The sequence below is a fragment of the Bifidobacterium cebidarum genome, from assembly GCF_009193305.1.
Taxonomy (GTDB): Bacteria; Actinomycetota; Actinomycetes; order Actinomycetales; family Bifidobacteriaceae; genus Bifidobacterium; species Bifidobacterium cebidarum.
The window spans coordinates 58,205-79,639 of sequence record NZ_WBVS01000003.1; the positions used below are offsets into that span (position 1 = coordinate 58,205).

A 21,435-nucleotide genomic window follows, 5' to 3' on the forward strand; every position below is an offset into this window, starting at 1 on the left:
TGTTTCGCTACCTCTCAGCAAGCTCAGTTGCAGCAGGAGCAGCCAAGACGGGACGTGTACGACGGAATCGTCCTGCCGCAAGTCCGACGCAGACGAACGCGATGGCGAATAATACCACAATACCGGTTGCAACAGCCCATCCCGTCCAATCCGCGCCGGCGGTTGCCGCCACGCCCAGTGCGCTGTCAATCGCTGCGCAATACCACCATCCCGGCGTTATTTTCGCGATGGTAACCATCACATCAGGCATCATGCTCGTCGGAACCGCAATCCCCGATGCGAAGAGAATCAGCAAGCCAAACACATTGGCAAATCCGTTGGCAACCATATCGGAGGCTCCGAACTCACCAAGCATGAATCCACAGGCCACGCACATGAAGCTGAACATCACAGCTGAAAGGAACGCCATAATTACGCCGCTTACCGACAGTGAAGCCAGATGGCCGCCAGCCGCAGCGGTGAGCCCCAGAGCTCCAACCATATAGGCCACGCAAATCAGCAACGCGAAACCGCACAGTGCCACCATACGGTTCAAGCCGATCTTCATTCCCACTGGAGAGGCCACGAGCCTGCGGCGTAATTCGCCTGTTCCAAATACACGTGCCACCAAGCTCACGCATACGGTGAGCGTAAGGAACAGCGGATACAATGCGGTTTGCATGGTGCCGCCGAATCCCACTGCTACTGGATCGCTTTCCTGATGGGTTTTGTCGCGCGAGGCAACGGCTTTCACCGTGACAGCACGATTTACATCAGCGTCATGTGCCATATCCGCAGCATGGGCGGCGGCGGTCTCCACGTCATTCATCGTGAGACTGCTCAACGTTCCCTCAGGCATAGAATCAATGTTGATGGCACCAGCATCATCCGCTATATGAGGCCAGTCGACGTTTGTGTTCGCGCCCACGGAGGTAATCCATGAGGCGAGCGCTTCCTTGCTGAGATTGACGTGTTCACCAATCAGCGTGATTCGGGCGATCGAAAGGAATCCGCTCACATTCATATTGCCGATGGTTCCAGCTCCCGAGGTGTAGCTGGTGACGGTTTCGAGTGTCGGCATATCCTTGCCGGATTGCGCGGCGTCGAGGAATTCGTCGGCGTAGCCGCGCGGAATGACGACGATGAGGTCCACCCAGTTCGAGGCGACGGCTTGTTGCAAGGACTGAGCGGTATCGTCAAGTTCAACCATGGTGGCGGATTCGGAGAGATAGTTGCGCAGACCCTTGGCTATGCCGCCTCGGTTCCCGTCGCGATCGATAACAGCAACGTTGACCTTATCCGGCTCGTACGTATCGACTACAGGCTGCATGGAGGCGGTAAGCTGCGACCAGCTGAGCGTGAACATCATGATGCCCATCAGAATCAGATACACGATGATGTATGTCCGGTGCGCGAGCAGCACGCGCACGGTGGCCTTATAGGTGTTCATAGCGTTGCCTCCTCAGCATGATTACTCCGGCGGTAAGGAATACCGCGCTCATCGCGAATAAGATGGCACAGGTTTGGATAAACGGCTGATAGCTGTCGTAATACATCAGCGAATAGAACAGGTTCGTGACTTGTTGCGCCGGATTGATGGCGGCGAGAATCGGAGCTTTACGAGTGATCACATCGCTCAAGTCCATGGCGAATCCGCCGTACAGGCCGCTGAACAATGACAGCGAACAGGCGATTGCCGTCGACAGCCCTTGCTTGACGCCAGCGGTAAGTTTCGGTATCGCACCAATCATGGTGCCAAGTGAGCAAGTCATGAAGGATGCGATGATTACAGCCAGTACAGCCAACCCGTCGCGCCCGCCGACCTCAATGCCGCAGCCATACCGGATATAGGCGAGCGCTATCAGCAGGGAAACACTGGTGCAGAGCCATCCGGCAAGGAATCCCGCCACCAACTGCTTGGCTCGTCCGAGCGGGGCTACGGTCCGTCGGATGCCCAGGGCGGAAAGATTCGCCTGCGAGGTGGTGACCGTGTAGATCATGTATGACATGGCCACCAGGCAGGCCATGCCCATAAGCGCGTAATAATACCGAGCCATTGCGCTGGGCTTGAAATTGGTGAGCGAGATCTCACGCGTGCCGCCTGCCGCGGAATTGATGCCTTGCCAGAATGATTGCGCCATCGCCGCGGTTGGATTGTCTTTGAGTACGGCCAGTACGGTTGCGCTGGTGCGATTGTATTGGCCAATCACATTGTCCAGTGCATCCAGCGACACATCGAGCCCGGCTTCTTGCGTGCCGTTTGTGGCTTTGGCGGCGGTGTCGCTGCTTATCGTGAGCGACATGCGTCCTTTATCATCGGCGGATATGTAGCCGTCCACTTTGTTCTTGGCAAGTTGTTCCTGGGCTTGCGCTGTGGATTGGACGGCCGTGGTATCCAGCAGCTTCACATCGACTTTGATATCGCCGGTCACAGCTCCCCTGCTGTTGTTTGCAGTCTTGGGGTTCTTCTGTTCCCCGGATAGCGCGGAGATCAGCGTACTGGCATCCACTGCATTATCCCAGTTGGAATCTTCCACAACGGCCACGGATACTGGGGTGATGCTCATGGCCTTGTCGAGATTGCCGAACACGCCGTTGAACATCGTGGCAAGTGCTATGGGGAAGATGATCAGCCAGAACAATGCGCTTCTGTCTCTCAGGTTTGATTTCAATGAGACGATGAATGTACTCCACATGGCTCCTCCTTTCCTTATCGATTGGCGGCGACTGACTCAGTCGCGCAACGCCGTGCCGGTGAGTTCCAGGAACACGTCGTTCAAGGTGGGCGGTCGGCTGGCCAAATGTCCGATATTCGCTCCGGCGGCACGCAATACGGCAAGCAGGTCCATAAGATTGTGCTCACCTCGTCGGCACCGCACTTCCAGCTCCCGCCCGTTATAGGTGGCTTCGATGACGAAGCCGAGCCTGCGCACCTCGGCGAGTGCCTCGTCGGACAAATCAAGGGTTTCGATGGCGATGCGCTCGCCGGTGTCGATCATGTTCTTCAGCTCTTCGGCGGTGCCGAGCGCCAGATGACGGCCATGATCCATGATGAGAATGCGATCGCAGATCTGTTCGACTTCCTCCATGTAATGGCTGGTGTAGATTACAGTGGCTCCGGCCTTGTTGAGCTTTTGAATGCCTTCGAGAATCGCGTTACGGCTCTGAGGGTCGACGGCCACGGTCGGCTCGTCGAAGAAGATCAGATCGGGCTTATGCGCAATGCCGCACGCGATGTTGAGTCTGCGCAGGAGACCGCCGGAAAGTTTGCCCGGCCGGTATTTGCGGAATTCACGCAGCCCCACGAAGTCAATGGCCTCTTCCACGAGCGGTGCGCGTTCGGCCTTCTTCGGCACATACAGCGAACAGAAGTAGTCGATGTTCTCCGCCACGGTGAGCTCGTTGAACACGGCCACGTTCTGCGGCACGATGCCGATGCGGCGCTTCAACGCGTAATTGGTTGGCGTCATCGGCTCGCCGAATACGCGGATGGTGCCGGAATCATAGGTGAGTAGCGCCAGAATGCAATTGATTGCGGTGGTTTTGCCGGAGCCGTTCGGGCCCAGAAGTCCGAAGATCTCGCCTTGTTGTACGTCGAGATCGAAATAATCGAGCGCCACCATATCGCCGTATCGCTTGACCAGTTGGCTCACATGCACCGCGGGAACAATGGCCTGCGCGGCCTGAGTGGTTGCAGTGGTTTCGTCTGCCATGATCACTCCCTTCCTTGGATGATTCCATCATCCCAAGCGCACATGCACACAACCAGCCACTTTCGTCACGAGTTCTCATGGCAGCCATGACATTTGTCATTGGCCCAGCAAACGGCCATTTGTATGAACGGTTTGAGTTGGCAGCGTAGGCAGTTCAACCTGTGATACATCAATCTCGCCAGACATCAGCTTGGGCAGTAGTGCGTCACGAAGTTGTTCAAGTGCAGTGATTTCTTTGGTGTTATTGGAGATAAGATTCAAAACTGTTTTAGCTTCGTTAGAAAATGCTTGTGCTTCATCACTGATACTGGAAACGTTATAGGACATTATCTGATTTCTATCGCCACGCGGCATTTTTGTTCCTTTAGAACCCGCAACCATATATCTGAAAAACGCATCCGAGTAAAGAACGGAAAAGATATAGGGTGCCAGATTCTCGTTCTTTGCGCGGAAGACTAGTACATCATTCGAGCAAGTACCACTACAATCAGCAAACCATATTTTCTTAAAATAAGGACGAATGTTAGAAATCAAGGTGTCGCCCGATTTGTACATTGTCACTTTACCAGATATCGGCAATCCAGCAGCCTGTTGTCTGCCGCCTTTATCGGAAATAAGACTTTCCGTTGAAACATAGGTATTGAGATCCGCATTTTCAACTGTGGTCTTTTCTTTTACGAGAACACAAATGTCGCGCAATTCGGCATCAAGATGAGAGCCAAAACTGTCATTGTGCTTAGTTGATAACATCTCCAACAAATGGCCGTTTGCCCGTCCAAAACACTGCTTTTCTGTGGTTCGCATTATGTATGCGAATACCCCACATACATTCAGGCGAAAGACCCATATGATTGGCAACAGCACTATTGACTCAATACTGAAAGCTATGCAGAACACGTTGGACGCACGTCAGCTCAAACAACTCAAAGGCGTACTATCTTCCAATCTCATAGCGGAGATAAACACTGCTAACAGTAACGAAGCCGAAAAACTCCTAAGTTCATTCCTTACCGCCAAGGAACTTGAAGGATGTAGCGAACGAACGTTGAAATACTACGATTCAACGCTTACCCATTACATCAGGAAAACCACCACTCCCCTGCCCCAAGTGGACACTGAACAGCTTCGCGCCTATCTCGCCGAATATCAGGCAACGCATGTCGTGGGCAAAGTCACAGTAGACAATATCCGGCGGATTCTCGCCACGTTTTTCTCGTGGTTAGAGGATGAGGACTATATCGTCAAAAGCCCGGCACGCAAGATACGTCGAGTGAAAGCTCCGATTAGAGTCAAGGAAACCATCTCAGACGAAGATATGGAGCGTTTGCGAGACGGCTGCGAAACGCCACGAGACCTCGCAATAATCGACTTGCTCTCCTCCACCGGCATGCGAGTCGGCGAATTGGTAAAACTTGACCGTGACAGCATTAATCTCCACGAACGTGAATGCATCGTGCAAGGTAAAGGCAACAAGGAACGAAAAGCTTACTTCGACGCCAGAGCCAAGCTTCACCTTAAGGAATATCTGCAAGGTCGCAACGACACCAACCCCGCCTTGTTCGTCAGTCTCAACGGCAGCCACAAACGCATCGCCATCTGTTCCGTAGAAAGTCGACTGCGCACTCTCGGAAGGAAACTGCAACTTCCCCGCATCCACCCGCATAAGTTCCGCCGCACTATGGCCACCAACGCCATCAATCGCGGCATGCCAGTGGAACAAGTGCAGAAACTGCTCGGTCATGTCAAGATAGACACCACTATGCAGTATGCATTGGTCAGTCAAAGCAACGTGAAGGCATCACATCGAAAGTATCTAGGGTAATCAGCGTTATCCTTCTATAATCGAAACCAGTACAAATCATCCCCGGTAAAGCTGAAAGGAGAAGCACTTTGAGCACATCTCAAATCAGTTCAAGGCATTCGAATCATACTGCATATCTTAGTGCAGAGAACGGCTTTACTGTGTTTGAATATGGCAAAGCCCGTATTCGGTTCCGCGCTCCTTATTCGCTAGAGCGATATACCGGTGTCAAGCAATGGGACAACGGATATCTCGTCGTGAATGCAAAATACAAGCACAACACTGCGCCAGAAGAGGAATATATCGACTTGGCACCAATATTGAGCGACCTGTACATTGATGCCGATCATTTCCTACAACCAATCAAGAAAGTCGAGATAGCCCATGCCTGACATCGCTTCGATTGCCGGTAGCGCAGGAATGATTGTGAACGGCTATGCGTTCACCAACACAGATGACGGACACGTCAAGGTGCTGAATCTCAATGCGCCCGAATCAGCTCTGGTACTCGACCATGATGGCAGCGTGCTGGAAACCAGCATGGACGACATGGAGGTCGGCATCGTACAGGAATACTACCGGAACAACAAGGAGTTTCTGGAGGAAGACCATGCCTAAATACTTCCAGTTCATGGTCGCCGGATATTACCTGTATTTCACATCGTTCTGCGTCATCGAATGTATGCATGTACACGCCAGCGACACCAAGCTCACCGAATCAGGTTCCGCAAAATTCTTTGTCAAAGCCAACGGTGACACTACCCTCGAACGACAAGGCAGGCTCACCGCAAAGGAAGCCGCCACTATCCAGAAATTCATCAAGAAGAACTATCGGGAAATGTACCTCAAATGGAAAGAGTACAGCACCGAAGACTTTTACGGGCAAGCAAAGTAGATAAGCAAAGCCAATGAACGATTTCGAGTTGAGAGATGTATGTACTCGCCTAAGTAGCGGGAAAGGAATCCGCTCCAGCGAACTCTATCACAACGGGAAATACCCCGTCATTGGAGGCAACGGGGAACGAGGACGTACGGAGACATATAATTTCGATGGCGAGTGCGCCATTATCGGAAGACAAGGCGCGAACTGCGGGAATGTACGTTTTTTTATAGGCCGCGCCTATATGACCGAGCACGCAGTCGTCGCGCAAGCAAACGATAAAGCGGATACACGTTATCTCGCGTATCTGCTATCAACCATGCATCTTGGTAGTCTATCTGCACAGTCCGCACAACCAGGTCTCTCAGTCAAGACGCTCTCCAAACAGGTGGTATCGCTTCCCTCGCTTACAGTACAGAGACAATGTTCTAAGATTCTTTCCTCTTTCGATCAAGAAATCAACAATCTTCATCAAACAAACGGCCATTTGTTGGAATTGCTTAAGATTGAATTCGCCCATAGATTTGAGAATGAGGATACGCCTATTAGCGATTTAGGAAGCGTTGTTTCCATCTGGAAAAAGACGGTAAAACCTGCCAATAACCCAGATAAGTATTGGGAACATTACAGCATTCCAGCATTTGATGCCGAACAATACCCTTCTTTTGAACTGGGAAACACAATTAAAAGCAACAAATATGAGGTCGTGCCGAATTCCGTCCTGGTGTCGAAGCTCAATCCAACAACACGACGTCTATGGCTGCCGCAGTTGATAAACGACGAAAACGCGATATGTTCTACAGAATTTATCGAATATGTTCCCGATAATGAAAAGGATTATAGCTTCTATTGCTCAGCTTTGATGCAGGACAGATTTTTTGGTTATCTTGAGGGACATGTGACTGGCTCCACAGGTTCTCGTCAACGAGTCCATCCTAATGACACTCTTGCATACACTGTGCCGAACCCGAATGCGTCAGAGATTCAGGATTACTGCAAGTTCGCAGATCCTGTAATCAGGCAAATCAGGAACGCAAGCATCGAATCAAGAAGACTGACGATGCTTCGCGATGCATTGTTGCCCAAGCTCATGTCTGGCGAGATTGATGTGTCGAAGATCGAGCTTCCTACGCTGCCAACTCAAACCGTTCATACAAATGGCCGTTTGTTTGATTAAGGTTAGTGATCTCAGCATCAATAGTCCCGAGCAGCTCGGCAATACGCAACTGAATTTCCATCACAGGCAGAACTACTGAACACTTCAGCAATTCAGGCTGTCGCAGACCTACAACGGTCGTGCCAGTAGCTCTGTTTTTCAGTTCTTCTTGAAATGAACTGTTGCACATCCAGTAATAGAGATAGCGAGAGTCACAGATCTCGCTATTGGGCCGAACAGTGAACAGGCGTTGACTGAGAATAATTTTTTCATCACTATTCCAACGGTAAATCTGGCCAAACGGGGCTTCTGAAGTAATGAGAATATCGCCTCGCTGAACTTCATCCTTCATCCAAGCATGATATAAATCGCTGTCTCCGTAATGAATATTCTCAGCCTGAACAATTTGGCCGGTCTTGATATTCCTCGCAGACAATGCTCGGTACCCCGACGAAGACCATTCTTGTCCCAATTTCTTAGGTGTTTTTCCACGATAATCGATAACAAGCGAAATACAATCACGAAGTGGCACTATTTGATTACAGCCCATACCCAATCGCCTCCAGATTCTTTTTGATTTCGGCTTGCAGTCGGTTGGATTCCTCGAAGCATTTGGCGAGTTCGCCGGTCAGACGCTTCATCTTCTCGTCAAACGGCTCGTCATCTTCTTCCTGTTCGGCGATGCCGACATAGCGGCCCGGCGTGAGAATGTAATCCTGCTTGGCGATGTCTTCGATGGATACCGCCGCGGAGAAACCTTTCTCCTCTTCCAACGTTCCGTCACGAAATGCATCAAACGTGGAAGCGATCTTCTGAATGTCCTCGTCAGTGAGCGTTCTCTGCGAGCGGCTGATCATCGTGCCCATGTTGCGAGCATCCACGAACAACGTCTTAGAGTCAACAGGGCGACCTTTGCGCAGGAACCACAAGCACACTGGAATCTGCGTTGAGAAGAACAGCTGCGTCGGCATGGCGACAATGCCTTCCACCAGCCCGGCGTTGACGATGTTCTTGCGAATCTCACCTTCGTTGTTCGTTTGAGACGACAACGAGCCATTGGCCAACACCAGCCCGACACGACCGGTCTGTGACAGATGGTGGATCATATGCTGCATCCATGCGAAGTTCGCGTTGCCCTCGGGTGGTACACCATATTCCCAGCGTGGATCGTCCTTGAGCTTATCGCCGCCCCAATCGGACAGGTTGAACGGCGGGTTGGCAAGAATGTAATCGAACCGTTCGGTGCGATGCAAGTCGTTGAAGAACGTATCGTCGTTCTTTGGGCCAAGATCAGCATCAATACCACGAATGGCAAGGTTCATCGTGGCCATCTTCCACGTGGTCGGGTTTGACTCTTGACCATAGACGGAGATGTTGTTGATGTTGCCCTGATGATTGCGCACGAACTCGGCGGACTGCACGAACATGCCACCGGAACCGCACGCAGGATCGTAGACACGCCCCTTGAACGGTTCAAGCACATTGACCAGTGTTTTCACCACGCACTTCGGCGTGTAGAATTCGCCGGCGTTCTTGCCTTCCTGCGATGCGAATTGCGACAGGCAGTACTCGTAGGTGCGGCCAAGCAGATCATGCGTATCGCCGTTTTCGGCCATTTTCACATTGGTGAATAGGTCGACCACTTCCCCGAGCCGACGTTTGTCCAGCTCAGGACGTGCGAAGTTCTTGGGCAGTACGCCTTTGAGCTTTTTGTTCTCCTGCTCGATCAGTCTCATCGACTCATCAATGACCTTGCCCACCTCGGGCGTATGCGCAGCCGCCGCCACGACTTCCCATCGAGCCTCTTTGGGCACCCAGAAGATGTTCTCGGACGTGTACTCGTCGCGATCTTCCTCGAATCCTTCCCCTTCGGCCACGAGCTCGGCGTGCTTAGCCTCGAAGTTATCCGATATGTATTTGAGGAAAATCAAACCAAGCACAACGTTCTTGTATTCCGAAGCATCAATGTTGCCGCGCAGTTTACAAGCCGCATCCCAAATCTGCTCCTCAAAGCCTAGGGCTTTGGTGCTTGTCTTTTTCGCCATGAATCAGTTTCCCTCTCCGTAGTCAACCCACAACTCGCATTGCTGCATCACCGTCTCGATGGCCTCTGGCACCTCATCTGGCGGATACTTATGCTTCTTCAGCAATCGCTTAATCGACTTACGCATGCGAGCGCGAGCGTCTTCTTTCTTCTGCCAGTCTATCGTGCGGTTCTTGCGCAGCGTGTCAGTCAGCTCTCGGGTAATGGCGACTAACTCGTCATTCTCATAAAAATCCTTGATGGCTTGCGGCTTGGTCAGCGCGTCATAGAAAGCAAGCTCCTCCTCGTCTAGACCAAGTGCCTTGCCTTCCTGACGTGCCGCCATGATCTCCTTGGCCATATCCAATAGTTGCTGAATGACCTCGGCGTTAGTGAGCATGCCGTTGAGATATGCGTTGACCGACTGCTGTAGCATCTCTGAGAATTTGCCAGCCAGAACCACACTCTTCTTGCGATACGCTTTGACCTGATCGTCAAGTAGCTTGCGTAGCAGTTCCACCGCAAGATTCTTCTGCTTCATTTGAGCGACTTCAGCAAGGAACGATTCATCAAACAGTGACACTTCAACCGTCCGATCTTCAAATAGATCGATGACGCCTTCATTGTGCACACCTTGCTCCATGATTGCGGCAATCTGTTTATTAATCTCCTTCAAAGACATACGCGGATTGCCTGGATTAGCATTCAACACTTTCAGCATCTGTGTACGCAACACATCAATGTACGCTTCTTCAATCTTCAGTTCATCAGCGACCATACTGCGACATAAACCGAACGCCTGAGCCATTTCTTTGGCGCACTTGATGAAGTCCTTACGATCTTTTTCGCGTTCTGGGTCGAGCAAGTAATCCGCTCCATCCGCGATGGCGTTGGCCATTTGTTCGGCGGAATTGGTGTGGATTCGGCTTTGGTAGTCCAAACCATGCAAGAAGTCGCGGCATGCGCTCAGCTTGTCAAGGAACAGTGGATATGCAGTGTCGGCCACGTTCATATCGCCATAGCGTTCCCGATCACGCTTGGTGTAATCATGCATCGCGCGTTTCAGTGCCCCGGCAATGCCGATGTAGTCGACGATCAGGCCGCCTTCCTTGCCCTTGTACACGCGATTCACTCGAGCTACAGCCTGCATAAGATTATGGCCCTTCATAGGCTTGTACACGTACATCGTGGATAGAGAAGGCACATCAAAACCGGTCAGCCACATATCCACAACGATGGCAATTTTGAACGGGCTATCATCATCCTTGAACTCTTTAGCCAGTTCCAGCTTATGCGCCTTATTTCCGATGACCTTATGCCATTCCTCCGGATCCTGATTCGATGAGGTCATGACCACATGCACTTTGTCTGCCCACTGCGGGCGCAATTCAAGGAACTTCTCATACATACGCATGGCGATGGTGCGTGAATAAGCAACAACCAGTGCCTTACCAGTAAGCTCGTCCGCTCGGTTTTCCTCATAATGCTTCACGATGTCTCGGCACAGGGAATCAATGGTCTCCGGAGCCCCAAGAACACTGTCCACCGTCGCCAAATCACGTTTACTGCGATCAATAGCCATTTCGTCGGCATCATCTGCGATGCTTTCATACTGCTCATCCAGTTCGTGCAGCACCTTCTCATCCAGCTTGAGCGATACCACGCGACTCTCATAAAACACCGGACGCGTGGCTCCATCTTCAACCGACTGGGTCATGTCATACACATCCACGTAATCGCCGAATATCTCACGCGTGGACTTGTCCTGCGTCTCGATCGGAGTGCCGGTAAAGCCGATGTAGGATGCGTTCGGAAGTGCTTGGCGCACTTTCAGTGCATCGCCCACTGAATGCGTGCCGTCCGCGTGGAATTTCACTTCCAGACCGTACTGGCTGCGATGCGCTTCATCGGCCATGACCACGATGTTGCGGCGTTCAGACAATGGTTCATCGGATTCGCTGAACTTCTGCATCGTTGTGAAGATGATGCCGTTTGCCTGTCGATTATCCAGTAGTTCAATGAGATTCTCTCGGCTGTCCGCTTGCTGGGGAATCTGACGTAAGAAGTCCGAACACTTAGAGAACTGACTATACAGTTGCCCATCTAAATCAGTACGATCTGTAGTCACCACAATTGTCGGACTGCTTACCTGTTCAGCTAGCAAATGCGCGTAGAACACCATCGACAATGATTTACCGGAACCTTGCGTATGCCAGAACACTCCGGCCTTGCCATCGCTTTTCATGGCATGCAAAGTGCTTTCGACTGCCTTGTGGACACCGAAATACTGATGGTACGCGGCAAGAATCTTTGCAGTTCCGTCTTCGGATTTTGAGAAGCAGATAAAATTGCGAAGAATATCAAGCAAGCGTTCTTTAGGGAACATACCGTCAATTAGTGTGGTCCATCGAACAGCAATCCTGTTGGCAATCTTTGAATAATCGCCATCAGCGGTCTTCCATTGCATGAAACGGTCTTCATTGGCTGTGATAGTGCCTACACGCGTATCGCTCATGTCCGTCATCACGCAGAACGCGTTATATACAAATAACGAAGGAATGACCTTCATATAGTTGCGTAACTGCAGGTATGCATCTGAAGCGTCGACATTTTCTCGTGACGGTGATTTCAGTTCAAACACCACTAACGGCATGCCGTTCACGAACACAATGACATCAGGACGCTTCTCCTCATATTCAACGTATGTCCACTGATTAACCACATTGAATACATTGCGTTCCGGATGTTCGAAATCAATAATTCTCACATGATCGGTATCCATCTTCTTCCCATCGAAGAAGGACACCTCAACACCGGATTGAAGATAATCCATGAATTGGATATTACGGGACAGCAAATCCACCCCTTCAATATCCATTATCTTGCGTAAAGCCTCCGTGAGAGCTGCAGGATGAGCTTTAGTGTTAATACGCCGTAAGCAATCTTCCAGCACTCCGGGAAGTAAGGCATCACGATAAGACTCATCCGTACGACTTACATCCGGACCATATAGCCATTCGTATCCCAGCGATTGCAGATGCTGAATAATCGCTTGCTCAAACATAGCTTCATCAAAAGAGGAGATATTCTTATCGCTTTCCAGCTCAGACAAATGATCGGTCATGCTCAAAGTTCCCTTTGCCTCTTCGCGCGTTGAATAACTTACCGGAAACATCAAACCATGCTACTATCCGGCACATTATTTTGCTTGGTTCGACGCGAACCAAAAAGAACTTCCGACTATATCCTTACGGGTATTCTTGGCATTACAGATGATGGTTTTGGCAGGAGGGGCCATGCGGACGATGATTGAGAAGGGGCTGCTGCTGGTGTTCAGCGTGGCTCTGATGCTCACGTCGCCCATCGTCTTCGCTGATTCCGGTTCGTCGTATATGTTTGCATCGGAACATTATGTGGAGCTGATCGCCGGACTGTTGCTGGCCATTTCCGCCACTGGATTGGCTGAATGGCTGATGAGGCGAGATTGGGCATGGCTACCTGCCTGCTGTTATGCCATTGCGGCGATGGTTATGCCACTGTGGGTTATGTTTCTGCCGGTCATCGCCTATGATGCCGGGAAATCCACGCTACCCACCTCCATGCTGCTTCGCACTGTTCCGCACGCATCAGCGCCATCACAGGCATCGTTGCCGTCATCGCAATATGTGCGACTTGCAGGCGAGGCCGCATCACGATGGCTGTGGTTGGTGTCGGTTGTTGTTGGAATGGTACAGGTCCATTTCGTTGCGGACGGTGCGCAGGTCGAATTGTTCACGATCCGCGATTTTGCGGTTATCGTCGGGGCTTGCGCGTTGAGCTTTGCTTTAGGTTCCCGTGCACAGAGGGAAAACGCTGTGCGCCGGTCGCTGCGTATCCTGCAGGATCATGCCAGACAGTCCGCCCGAGTCAACCGGCTGCGGCTTGCCGATGTGGATGAGGAACGTGCGCAGTCGATTCGCATGGCCACACTCGGGGAGCGTACGCGTATCGCCCGTGAGATTCACGACAATGTGGGACACTTGTTGACGCGTGCCATTATGCAGGCGCAGGCCGGCAAAGCCGTGGCTGAAGCGACCGATGATGCGACCGCCGCTCAAGGCTTCGCCGCACTGGGCGATACGCTCAACGATGCGATGACGATGGTGCGCCGATCCGTGCATGATCTGGAGGATGACGGCACCGATTTTGCAGCGCAAATCAAGGATGCGGTTTCGTCATTCGAAGGTATCTCCCCCGGTTTCTCGGTGCATGTGGTCAATGACATTGCCGCAGCGCCTGCACCGGTGTCCCGTTGTTTGGCCACGGTGATTCGCGAATCATTGACGAATGTGGTGCGGCATAGCGAGGCAACCAGTGCCAACGTAACGTTGCGTGATTTTCCGGCGTTCTGGCAATTGGTGGTTCAGGACGCAGGGCCGATCAGAAACGAACCGGTCACAGGCAGCCAGACAACCATCACCAACCATGAAATGTCACGCGGTATGGGACTGGCCGACATCGATTCGCGCGTACGTGCCATCGGCGGCACGGCAACATGCGGACCGTACAATCAGGGTTGGAGGGTGTTCGTTTCCGTTCCCAAGCAACCATGGATGAAGGAGACAGAGAATCGATGAAAATCGCGATTGTGGATGATGATCCCATTGTCTGCCAATCTTTGGCGACCATTCTCGCCGCCACTCATACCGCCGAGGTGTTGTGGATCGCCAATGATGGCGATGCCGCTGTATCGCGTTATTTCGCGTCGCCCGCGAATCATCCGGATGTGCTGCTTATCGATATTCAGATGCCCGGCAAGAGCGGGATTGACGCATCCAAGGAGATTCTCAAGAAAGATCCTGCAGCCCGTATTCTGTTCCTTACCACATTCGCCGATCAGTCATATATCGCCCAGGCGATGGCGTTGGGAGCCAAAGGATATCTCATCAAGCAGGATGTGACTGCGGTGGGACCAGCGCTGCAGGCGGTGATGGCCGGACAGGTGGTGCTTGGCGCGGAGGTGCTGGGCAAGCTGACCGGTGATCATGCAACTGCACGCGGAAACGACTCCGCTTATGAGTCCGGTGAATCCATCGAAGGATTGCTCAATGAGCGGGAGCGGGATATCGCCACGTTGGTGGCACAGGGGCTGGATAACCGGGATATCGCAGCGCAGCTGTGCTTAAGCGAAGGCACGGTGCGCAATCGAATCAGTGCGATATTGGATAAGCTGGGGCTCACGAATCGCACTCAACTGGCGATCGAGTGGATTCGCGAGCACCGGTAATGCCTGAAGTCAGCTGTTTTTCATGACGATGCTGTCGACCACGTTGGCCACGGATTCGCAGTCATCGGCGCACTGTTCAAGATGACGGAACACGTCGTGCCATGCGAATACCTGCAGCGGATCGGTGCATGTGGTGTGCAAGGTGCGCATGGCTTCGATGAATACGTGATCAGCATCGGTTTCGATGGTGTTGATGGCGAACACGCGTTCGCGCAGCGTCTTGGATCGCTTGAACTGGGGCAGTTCGCCGATGAGGCCTTCAATCTGATCGCAGGCGTGCGACACCATTTCGGTCATTTGCAAGGCTTCCGGGCGAACATCGGTCACATTGTCGTAGTACATGCGATCGAGCACACCTTCAATGCTGTCAATCACATCATCCAGCACGTAACTCAGTTGGCCGATGTCTTCACGATCGAACGGGGTGATGAACGCGGTCACCAGTTCGTCCATCAGACGATGGCGAACCTTGTCGGCCGACTGTTCGATACGGTGCATCTCCTCCATGCTGTCCTTCAACTGTTCAGGGTCGAAGTTGTGCATGACTTCGCTTAAGAGGTGCGCTGCTTGGCATGCATATGCGGCGCTTTCGCGGAATCCGTCGAAGTAGAAGGAATCATTTTTTCTTGCCATTGCGGGGTTCCTTTCTAGAACACGAACATGAAGAGTTTGGCCATGGTGAAGCTGATGATGCCGCAACCGGGGAAGGTGAACACCCAAGTGAGCATCATGTCGCGCACCACACCGAAGTTGATGGCGGAGATGCGACGAACCGCGCCCACGCCCATGATGGCGCTGGTTTTGGTGTGCGTGGTGGAGACCGGGATGCCGAGCACGGTCATAACGAGCAGGCACAATGCGCTGGAGAGGTCGGCAGAGAATCCTTGGTATTTCTCGAGTTTGACCATGTCCATGCCTACGGACTTGATGATCTTCTCACCGCCGACCGAAGTGCCCACGCCCATGATGGTGCTGCACAGAATCATCAACCAAACGGGAATCACCACGCCGACCACGGAAGACTGGCCATTGCAGAAGGCCATGCCAAGGAACAATACGCCGATGAACTTCTGACCATCCTGAGCACCATGCATGAAGCTGTTGGCAGCAGCACCTACAATCTGCGCGTAGGTGAAGAATCCGTTCGTACGGCGACGGTCGAAGCCCGCGCAAATCAAGGTGACGATCTTGCAAACGATCCAGCCCATGCCGAATCCGATGACAAGACTTGCCACCAAGCCGTAGAGCACTTTGACCCATTCGCCCATGTTGACGCCGGCGAGGCCGCCTTGAATGGCGATGGCGGCACCGGTCAGGCCGGCGATCAGGCTATGGCTTTCGGATGTCGGAATGCCGAGCATGGATGCACCGACGCTGTAGACCACGATGGAGAAGAGCGCCGCGCATAGGGCGATAAGCGCCGAATGCGTGTCCCCACCGAAATCGACCATATTGGAGATGGTGGAGGCCACGGACGCGTTGAATTGCGTCATCAGAAATACGCCAAGGAAGTTGAAGATGGCCGCCATAATGACCGCGGAACGTACGCGCATGCACCGGGTGGTGACGCAGGTGGCGATGGCGTTGGGCGCATCAGTCCAACCGTTGACGAAGATGACTCCAAGCGTCAACAACGTTGTTACGGCCAACGCTGGGTTGGAGAACACCTGCTGGATGAAATAGGCCAGGGATACGTCCACGGCTAGTCATCACCTTCTTCTTCGGGGGCGTCGGAAAGTCGTCACACCGATTGTAACCGATTGGTGACTACGTAGTGCGCATTCGTGGCGTCGCGACGAAAACACCTTATGTACCGTGTCAAAGGATCTTATTGTGAGAAAATAGACGCAGTGTCAATAGGAGGTGTGTGATGGTTGTAAGCACTGACGAGGGACGTAATCTGCCGGATTGGGTGCGTTATGGCATGTTCTGGCAGGTGTATCCATTAGGCTTCTGCGGCGCCGATATTCGCCCCGCCGGGCCTCGCACCTTCAATGGCCGCGGTCTTGATTCGATGGTCGATTGGCTGGAATATGCGCGAGACCTTGGCGCTTCCGGCCTGCTGCTTGGTCCGATTTTCGAATCGGCAACGCATGGTTACGACACACTGGACCACATGCATGTCGATGTACGGCTGGGCGGTGACGAAGCTTTTGATCGATTGGCTGAAGCATGTCGAAGCATGGGATTGCAGATCATTCTCGATGGCGTATTCAACCATGTGAGCCGCCAACATCCTGCCGTGCGAGCCGCATTGGATGAAGCCGCAGGCCAATCGTCATCTGATAATCCGTGGCATGGCTTGGTGCGCGCGCATGTGAATCAGCAAGGTGAACCACAGCTCGATGTATTCGAAGGACATGGCGATTTGGTCGATCTCGACCATGATGCGCCCGAAACCGTGGATTATGTGACTCGCGTGATGAATCATTGGTTGGACCGTGGCGCTTCAGGATGGCGTTTGGATGCCGCCTATGCCGTGCCAACTTCGTTCTGGGCCAAGGTTCTGCCACAAGTCAAAGCCGCGCACCCATACTCCTGGGTGTTCGGCGAGGTGATTCATGGCGATTATCCTCAGATCGTTGCTGATGCTTCGTTGGATTCGGTGACCCAGTATGAGTTGTGGAAGTCGATTCAGCACGCGTTGGAAACCGACAATTTCTTTGAGTTGGATTGGAACCTGAAGCGTCATAACGCATTCCTGGATTCATTCGTGCCGCAAACGTTCATCGGCAATCATGATGTGACGCGCATCGCCTCGCAAATCGGACCGGCTAAGGCTGCACTTGCGTTGGCGGTATTGATGACGGTCGGCGGCGTGCCAAGCATCTACTACGGCGATGAACAGGGATACGTTGGCATCAAGCAGGAACGATTCGGCGGCGATGATGATGTGCGGCCGAAGTTCCCGGTCTCCCCTATCGAATTGTCCAAGCTTGGCGAGCCCACGTATCGACTGCATCAGGCGTTGATTGCCTTGCGTAGGCGTAACCCGTGGCTGTTGGATGCACGCACCGAAGCAATCAAGCTGGAGAATAAGCAGTTCGTATATCGTTCGGTAAGCGCGGACGGCAATCATTCGTTGATTGTTTCGTTGAGCGTTGAGCATACGCCAACGTTTACGATCACCGATGCCGCCGGTGCAGTGCTGTACCGGTATTAACAATTTGGCTCCCTCTGATGAGGGAGCCAATATGAAACCGGCTTATCGGCGGCCGGAGCGGGTGCCTTGCATACGGAATGGGGCACGCTTGGTTTTGGTCTGCTTGCCGAAATGCTTGGTATGGCGTTGCTGGGAGCCTTCCGCATTGCCGTACTTGGCCATCATGCGGCGTTCATGGCGCTTTGCGTCCTCACCGCGCTCGTCCACGATGATGCGATTCTCGTTACGGCGGTGGATACGCTTGCCGCCATGCTGCTCACCACGACGATCTTCACGCCATTCATTGCGGCTTTTCGAACCACGATGATTGTCCGCATTGCGACGACCGGTTGAATTGCCTCCTGAACGTCTGCGCTCCTCAGGGTGCTCGAACAAGTAGTCGCGACGCTCGGCTTCGCGATCACTCAAACCGGCACGCCGTTCGGCACGGTTCTGCTTGCGAGGCTTGCTTGGCTTTTCTCCACGAGCGTGACGTTCCATATCGAGTTTCGCCTGCTCAGCGGCTTCCAGGCGCTCGGCGGCACGGCGACGACGACGATCCTTCTTTCGCGCATTGCGTTCCTGCTCAAGCTGACGTGCACGGGCTTCACGCTCCTCTTTGCTGATGCGAGGAGTTTCCGGCCTGCCACTACGGCGCTTGCCACCGACCGGCTGGGACTTATCCAGATTCCAATCGTTGACGATGGGCGCACGCTCCCCCACCAGCTCCAATACTTCAGGAGATTCGTGAGTGACTTCCACCGACTTGACGGTGATTCCAGCTTCGCGCAGCATGCGGCGGGTCTGGCGGCGCTGTTCGGGCAGCACGATGGTCACCACATCACCGGCGCGGCCGGCGCGGGCGGTACGACCGGAACGGTGCAGGAAGGCTTTCGGATCTTCTGGCGGCTCGACCTGTACCACGAGCTCCACGCCGGAGACATCGATGCCTCGAGCAGCCACATCCGTGGCCACCATGACATGCACGTCACCGGATTCGAAGGCGGCAAGATTGCGGTCACGTTGGTTCTGGTTCAGATTGCCGTGTAATTCGGCAGCTGGAATACCGTTCTGCGTGAGGTTCTTGGCGAGCTTCTTGGTCTGGAACTTGGTACGCGTGAAGAGGATGCGCTGGCCTGTTCCAGAAGCCAGGGTGCGCACCAGTTCATGCTTATCCGCACGAGTGGTTTCGAAAACGTGATGAGTCATGAGGTCAGGCTCAGCGTTGGCTTCATCCACGCTGTGCACCTTCGGATCCTTGAGGAACTCCTCCACCACGGTATCCACGCCATGATCGAGGGTGGCGGAGAACAGCATGTGCTGGGCGTCCGGGCGAACCTGTTCAAGGAGTCGCTTGACCGGAGGCAGGAAGCCCATATCCGCCATCTCGTCGGCTTCGTCGATGACCACGACTTCCACGCTGGAAAGCGTCAGATGCTTTTGACGCAGCAGATCTTCGAGACGACCCGGGCATGCGACCACGATATCCGCGCCTTGGCGCAGGTCGCGAATCTGACGGTTCTGATTCACCCCGCCATACACCGTGGTGGTGCTGATGCCGTATACATGTGCCAGTGGAGCAATCACATCATTGATCTGATTGGCGAGCTCACGGGTAGGGGCCAGCACCAAACCACGCGGATGCGGCAAATAATCATCCGCACGGCGCTCTTCCAGTTTCTCCTGCTTGCGGCGCTTGATCTCGCGGCGGAATTCTTCCATCGCCAACTCGCCAAGGGAATCGTATTCTCCCAAGCGGGTAACCAGCGGAATGGAGAAAGCCAGGGTTTTGCCAGAGCCGGTGCGGCCACGGCCGAGAATGTCGCGACCCGACAGGGAATCCGGCAGCGTATCAGCTTGGATTGGGAAAGCGGTTTTCTTATCGTCACGGGCAAGTTCGCGAACAATCGGTCCGGGTACGCCAAGTTCGCCGAAAGTCATCGGGCGGGTTGCTTCACCGCTGTTCATAGTGGTATCAGCGGCATCTTCAAATTCGGTATAGGGCACAGTGGCCTTTCATCATCAGGCACGCACAGTAATCGCGTGAAATATGCAAACCACCCGAGCCTAGCCCAAGCCCCCTACTTTGTTGTAGTCAATGACATAAAACCCCACCGTGGGTGCGCGCCACACGGTGGGAGTAAGCATCAGCAGTGCTGCTGCAGACTACAGGATATCCGGATCATCCTTGTCGATGGTGCCGGTCGCCTTGCCAATGGCCTTGAGGCCATGGTAGGCCACCAGAATCACAATGGTGCCGATGGCGATGCCATTGAAAGAGGTACCTGCGATGGTGAAGGCGAACTGGCCGATGGCGATGATCATCGTGATGGCGGCAACCATGATGTTGAGCGGCTTGTCGAAGTTGACCTTGTTCTCAACCCAGATACGCACACCGATCATGCCGATCATGCCGTACAGCAATGTGGTCACGCCACCGAGCACGCCGGCCGGAATCGTGTTGATCACGGCACCGAACTTCGGGCACAGGGACAGGATCAGGGCGAATACGGCTGCGCACCAGTAGGCTGCGGTGGAGTAGACCTTGGTGGCGGCCATCACACCGATGTTCTCACCGTAGGTTGTGGTGCCGGAACCGCCGCCGAAACCGGCAAGCGTGGTACCCAAACCGTCGGCCATCAGGGCGGTGCCGATCTGGTTGTCGTAGTCGCGGCCGGTCATCTGGGCCACGGACTTCACATGGCCGACGTTTTCAGCCACGAGCACGAGCACCACCGGGATGAACATCGGCAGGATGGAGAAGTCGGCCTGCGGCAGGTGGAACTTCGGGAAGCCGATCCAGCCGGCATCCGCAATGGCGGAGAAATCAACCTGACCGCGGAAGCATGCGTAAATGTAGCCGATGAGCACACCGATCAGAATGTTGAGGCGGCCAAGCAGACCCTTGAACAGCACGGCCACAAGCAGCACAGCCACAAGAGTGACGATGGCGGTGTCCGGCGCAGCCTGGAAATTGGTCCATACCGAAGGAGCCAGGTTGAAGCCGATGATGGCCACAATGGCACCGTTGACCACCGGCGGCATGATGATGTCGATCCACTTGGCACCGGCGTAGTGCACCAGCACGCCGATCAGGGCGAGGAGTATACCGGTGACCATGATGCCGAAGCTGGCCACGGCGATGCCCTTATGCGCGGTGGTGACCGCGGTAATCGGGGCGATGAAGCCGAAGGATGAGCCAAGATAGCTCGGCAGCACATTCTTGTTGATCAACAGGAACAGTGCGGTGGACATTGCGGTAAAGAACAGTGTGGTGGACGGATCGAATCCCGTCAGAATCGGCACCAGGAAGGTGGCGCCGAACATGGCGATGACGTGCTGTGCGCCGATGCCTGCGGTGCGCACCCATGTCAGGCGCTCGTCAGGCTCCACGACTTCGCCGGGCTGCAGCGTCTTGCCGTCGCCGTGCAGTTGCCATTGAAAGATATTGGACATTACTTCTCTCCTCGCTTGT

General features: G+C 53.6%; 19 protein-coding genes. 8 read left to right on the plus strand and 11 right to left on the minus strand.

Annotation, left to right across the window (positions count from 1 at the left end):
- Window positions 1–7: 7 nt before the first annotated feature.
- The 4 genes from F7D08_RS03885 to F7D08_RS03900 all read right to left on the minus strand — a co-directional run bounded on the left by F7D08_RS03885 (window position 8) and on the right by F7D08_RS03900 (window position 4,496).
- Window positions 8–1,429, minus strand: a complete 1,422-nt coding sequence (locus tag F7D08_RS03885; RefSeq protein WP_152209383.1) for an ABC transporter permease — start codon at window positions 1,427–1,429, stop codon at window positions 8–10.
- The gene (locus F7D08_RS03890) at window positions 1,416–2,675 is read right to left on the minus strand and encodes an ABC transporter permease (protein ID WP_152209384.1); all 1,260 of its coding nucleotides are present in this window, start codon (window positions 2,673–2,675) and stop codon (window positions 1,416–1,418) included. The genes F7D08_RS03885 and F7D08_RS03890 overlap by 14 nt, the downstream gene beginning before the upstream one ends.
- A gap of 36 nt (window positions 2,676–2,711) precedes the next feature.
- On the minus strand, window positions 2,712–3,692 hold the full coding sequence (locus F7D08_RS03895; RefSeq protein ID WP_152209385.1) for an ABC transporter ATP-binding protein: 981 nt from the start codon (window positions 3,690–3,692) through the stop codon (window positions 2,712–2,714).
- A gap of 96 nt (window positions 3,693–3,788) precedes the next feature.
- Complete coding sequence (locus F7D08_RS03900; protein WP_152209386.1) at window positions 3,789–4,496, minus strand: restriction endonuclease subunit S; 708 nt, start codon at window positions 4,494–4,496, stop codon at window positions 3,789–3,791.
- Between the two features lie 46 nt (window positions 4,497–4,542).
- Here F7D08_RS03900 and xerA point away from each other — a divergent pair, with 46 nt between their 5' ends.
- The 5 genes from xerA (at window position 4,543) to F7D08_RS09795 (ending at window position 7,550) form a co-directional block, all read left to right on the plus strand.
- Entirely contained in the window at window positions 4,543–5,514 is a 972-nt protein-coding gene (xerA, locus tag F7D08_RS03905; RefSeq protein ID WP_404979652.1) for a site-specific tyrosine recombinase/integron integrase, read from the plus strand.
- A gap of 68 nt (window positions 5,515–5,582) precedes the next feature.
- Window positions 5,583–5,885: a DUF7724 family protein gene (locus tag F7D08_RS03910; protein ID WP_226803367.1), complete on the plus strand. Its 303-nt coding sequence runs from the start codon at window positions 5,583–5,585 to the stop codon at window positions 5,883–5,885.
- On the plus strand, window positions 5,878–6,111 hold the full coding sequence (locus F7D08_RS03915) for a DUF7723 family protein (protein WP_152209388.1): 234 nt from the start codon (window positions 5,878–5,880) through the stop codon (window positions 6,109–6,111). Before F7D08_RS03910 ends, F7D08_RS03915 begins: the two co-directional genes overlap by 8 nt.
- Window positions 6,104–6,388, plus strand: coding sequence for a DUF4160 domain-containing protein (locus tag F7D08_RS03920; protein WP_152209389.1), 285 nt, complete (start codon window positions 6,104–6,106; stop codon window positions 6,386–6,388). Before F7D08_RS03915 ends, F7D08_RS03920 begins: the two co-directional genes overlap by 8 nt.
- 13 nt (window positions 6,389–6,401) lie before the next feature.
- Window positions 6,402–7,550: a restriction endonuclease subunit S gene (locus F7D08_RS09795; RefSeq protein WP_226803368.1), complete on the plus strand. Its 1,149-nt coding sequence runs from the start codon at window positions 6,402–6,404 to the stop codon at window positions 7,548–7,550.
- Here F7D08_RS09795 and F7D08_RS03935 read toward each other — a convergent pair.
- From F7D08_RS03935 to F7D08_RS03945, 3 genes are read right to left on the minus strand one after another with little or no spacing between them, the layout of a single operon-like run.
- Complete coding sequence (locus tag F7D08_RS03935; RefSeq protein ID WP_152209391.1) at window positions 7,501–8,079, minus strand: restriction endonuclease subunit S; 579 nt, start codon at window positions 8,077–8,079, stop codon at window positions 7,501–7,503. The two genes, F7D08_RS09795 and F7D08_RS03935, sit on opposite strands and share 50 nt — an antisense overlap.
- Entirely contained in the window at window positions 8,069–9,574 is a 1,506-nt protein-coding gene (locus tag F7D08_RS03940) for a class I SAM-dependent DNA methyltransferase (protein WP_152209392.1), read from the minus strand. Before F7D08_RS03940 ends, F7D08_RS03935 begins: the two co-directional genes overlap by 11 nt.
- A gap of 3 nt (window positions 9,575–9,577) precedes the next feature.
- Window positions 9,578–12,676 (minus strand): type I restriction endonuclease subunit R, encoded by a 3,099-nt coding sequence (locus tag F7D08_RS03945; RefSeq protein WP_152209393.1) that lies wholly within the window; start codon window positions 12,674–12,676, stop codon window positions 9,578–9,580.
- Between the two features lie 172 nt (window positions 12,677–12,848).
- On the opposite strand from F7D08_RS03945, the gene F7D08_RS03950 reads away from it, so the two are divergent.
- On the plus strand, window positions 12,849–14,168 hold the full coding sequence (locus F7D08_RS03950) for a sensor histidine kinase (protein WP_152209394.1): 1,320 nt from the start codon (window positions 12,849–12,851) through the stop codon (window positions 14,166–14,168).
- Entirely contained in the window at window positions 14,165–14,818 is a 654-nt protein-coding gene (locus F7D08_RS03955) for a response regulator transcription factor (protein WP_152209395.1), read from the plus strand. Before F7D08_RS03950 ends, F7D08_RS03955 begins: the two co-directional genes overlap by 4 nt.
- 9 nt (window positions 14,819–14,827) lie before the next feature.
- Here the strand turns inward: F7D08_RS03955 and F7D08_RS03960 are convergent, their stop codons facing one another.
- Window positions 14,828–15,451 (minus strand): DUF47 domain-containing protein, encoded by a 624-nt coding sequence (locus F7D08_RS03960; RefSeq protein WP_152209396.1) that lies wholly within the window; start codon window positions 15,449–15,451, stop codon window positions 14,828–14,830.
- Between the two features lie 14 nt (window positions 15,452–15,465).
- Entirely contained in the window at window positions 15,466–16,518 is a 1,053-nt protein-coding gene (locus F7D08_RS03965; protein ID WP_152209397.1) for an inorganic phosphate transporter, read from the minus strand.
- Window positions 16,519–16,688: 170 nt separating this feature from the next.
- Between F7D08_RS03965 and F7D08_RS03970 the strand changes: the two genes are divergently transcribed.
- Window positions 16,689–17,981: an alpha-amylase family protein gene (locus tag F7D08_RS03970; RefSeq protein WP_152209398.1), complete on the plus strand. Its 1,293-nt coding sequence runs from the start codon at window positions 16,689–16,691 to the stop codon at window positions 17,979–17,981.
- A 42-nt stretch (window positions 17,982–18,023) separates the two neighbouring features.
- Here F7D08_RS03970 and F7D08_RS03975 read toward each other — a convergent pair whose 3' ends face one another.
- On the minus strand, window positions 18,024–19,967 hold the full coding sequence (locus F7D08_RS03975) for a DEAD/DEAH box helicase (RefSeq protein WP_404979650.1): 1,944 nt from the start codon (window positions 19,965–19,967) through the stop codon (window positions 18,024–18,026).
- A gap of 159 nt (window positions 19,968–20,126) precedes the next feature.
- Window positions 20,127–21,416 carry a uracil-xanthine permease family protein gene (locus F7D08_RS03980; protein ID WP_152209400.1) on the minus strand — a complete coding sequence of 430 codons (1,290 nt, stop codon included), beginning with the start codon at window positions 21,414–21,416 and terminating at the stop codon, window positions 20,127–20,129.
- Window positions 21,417–21,435: the final 19 nt, after the last annotated feature.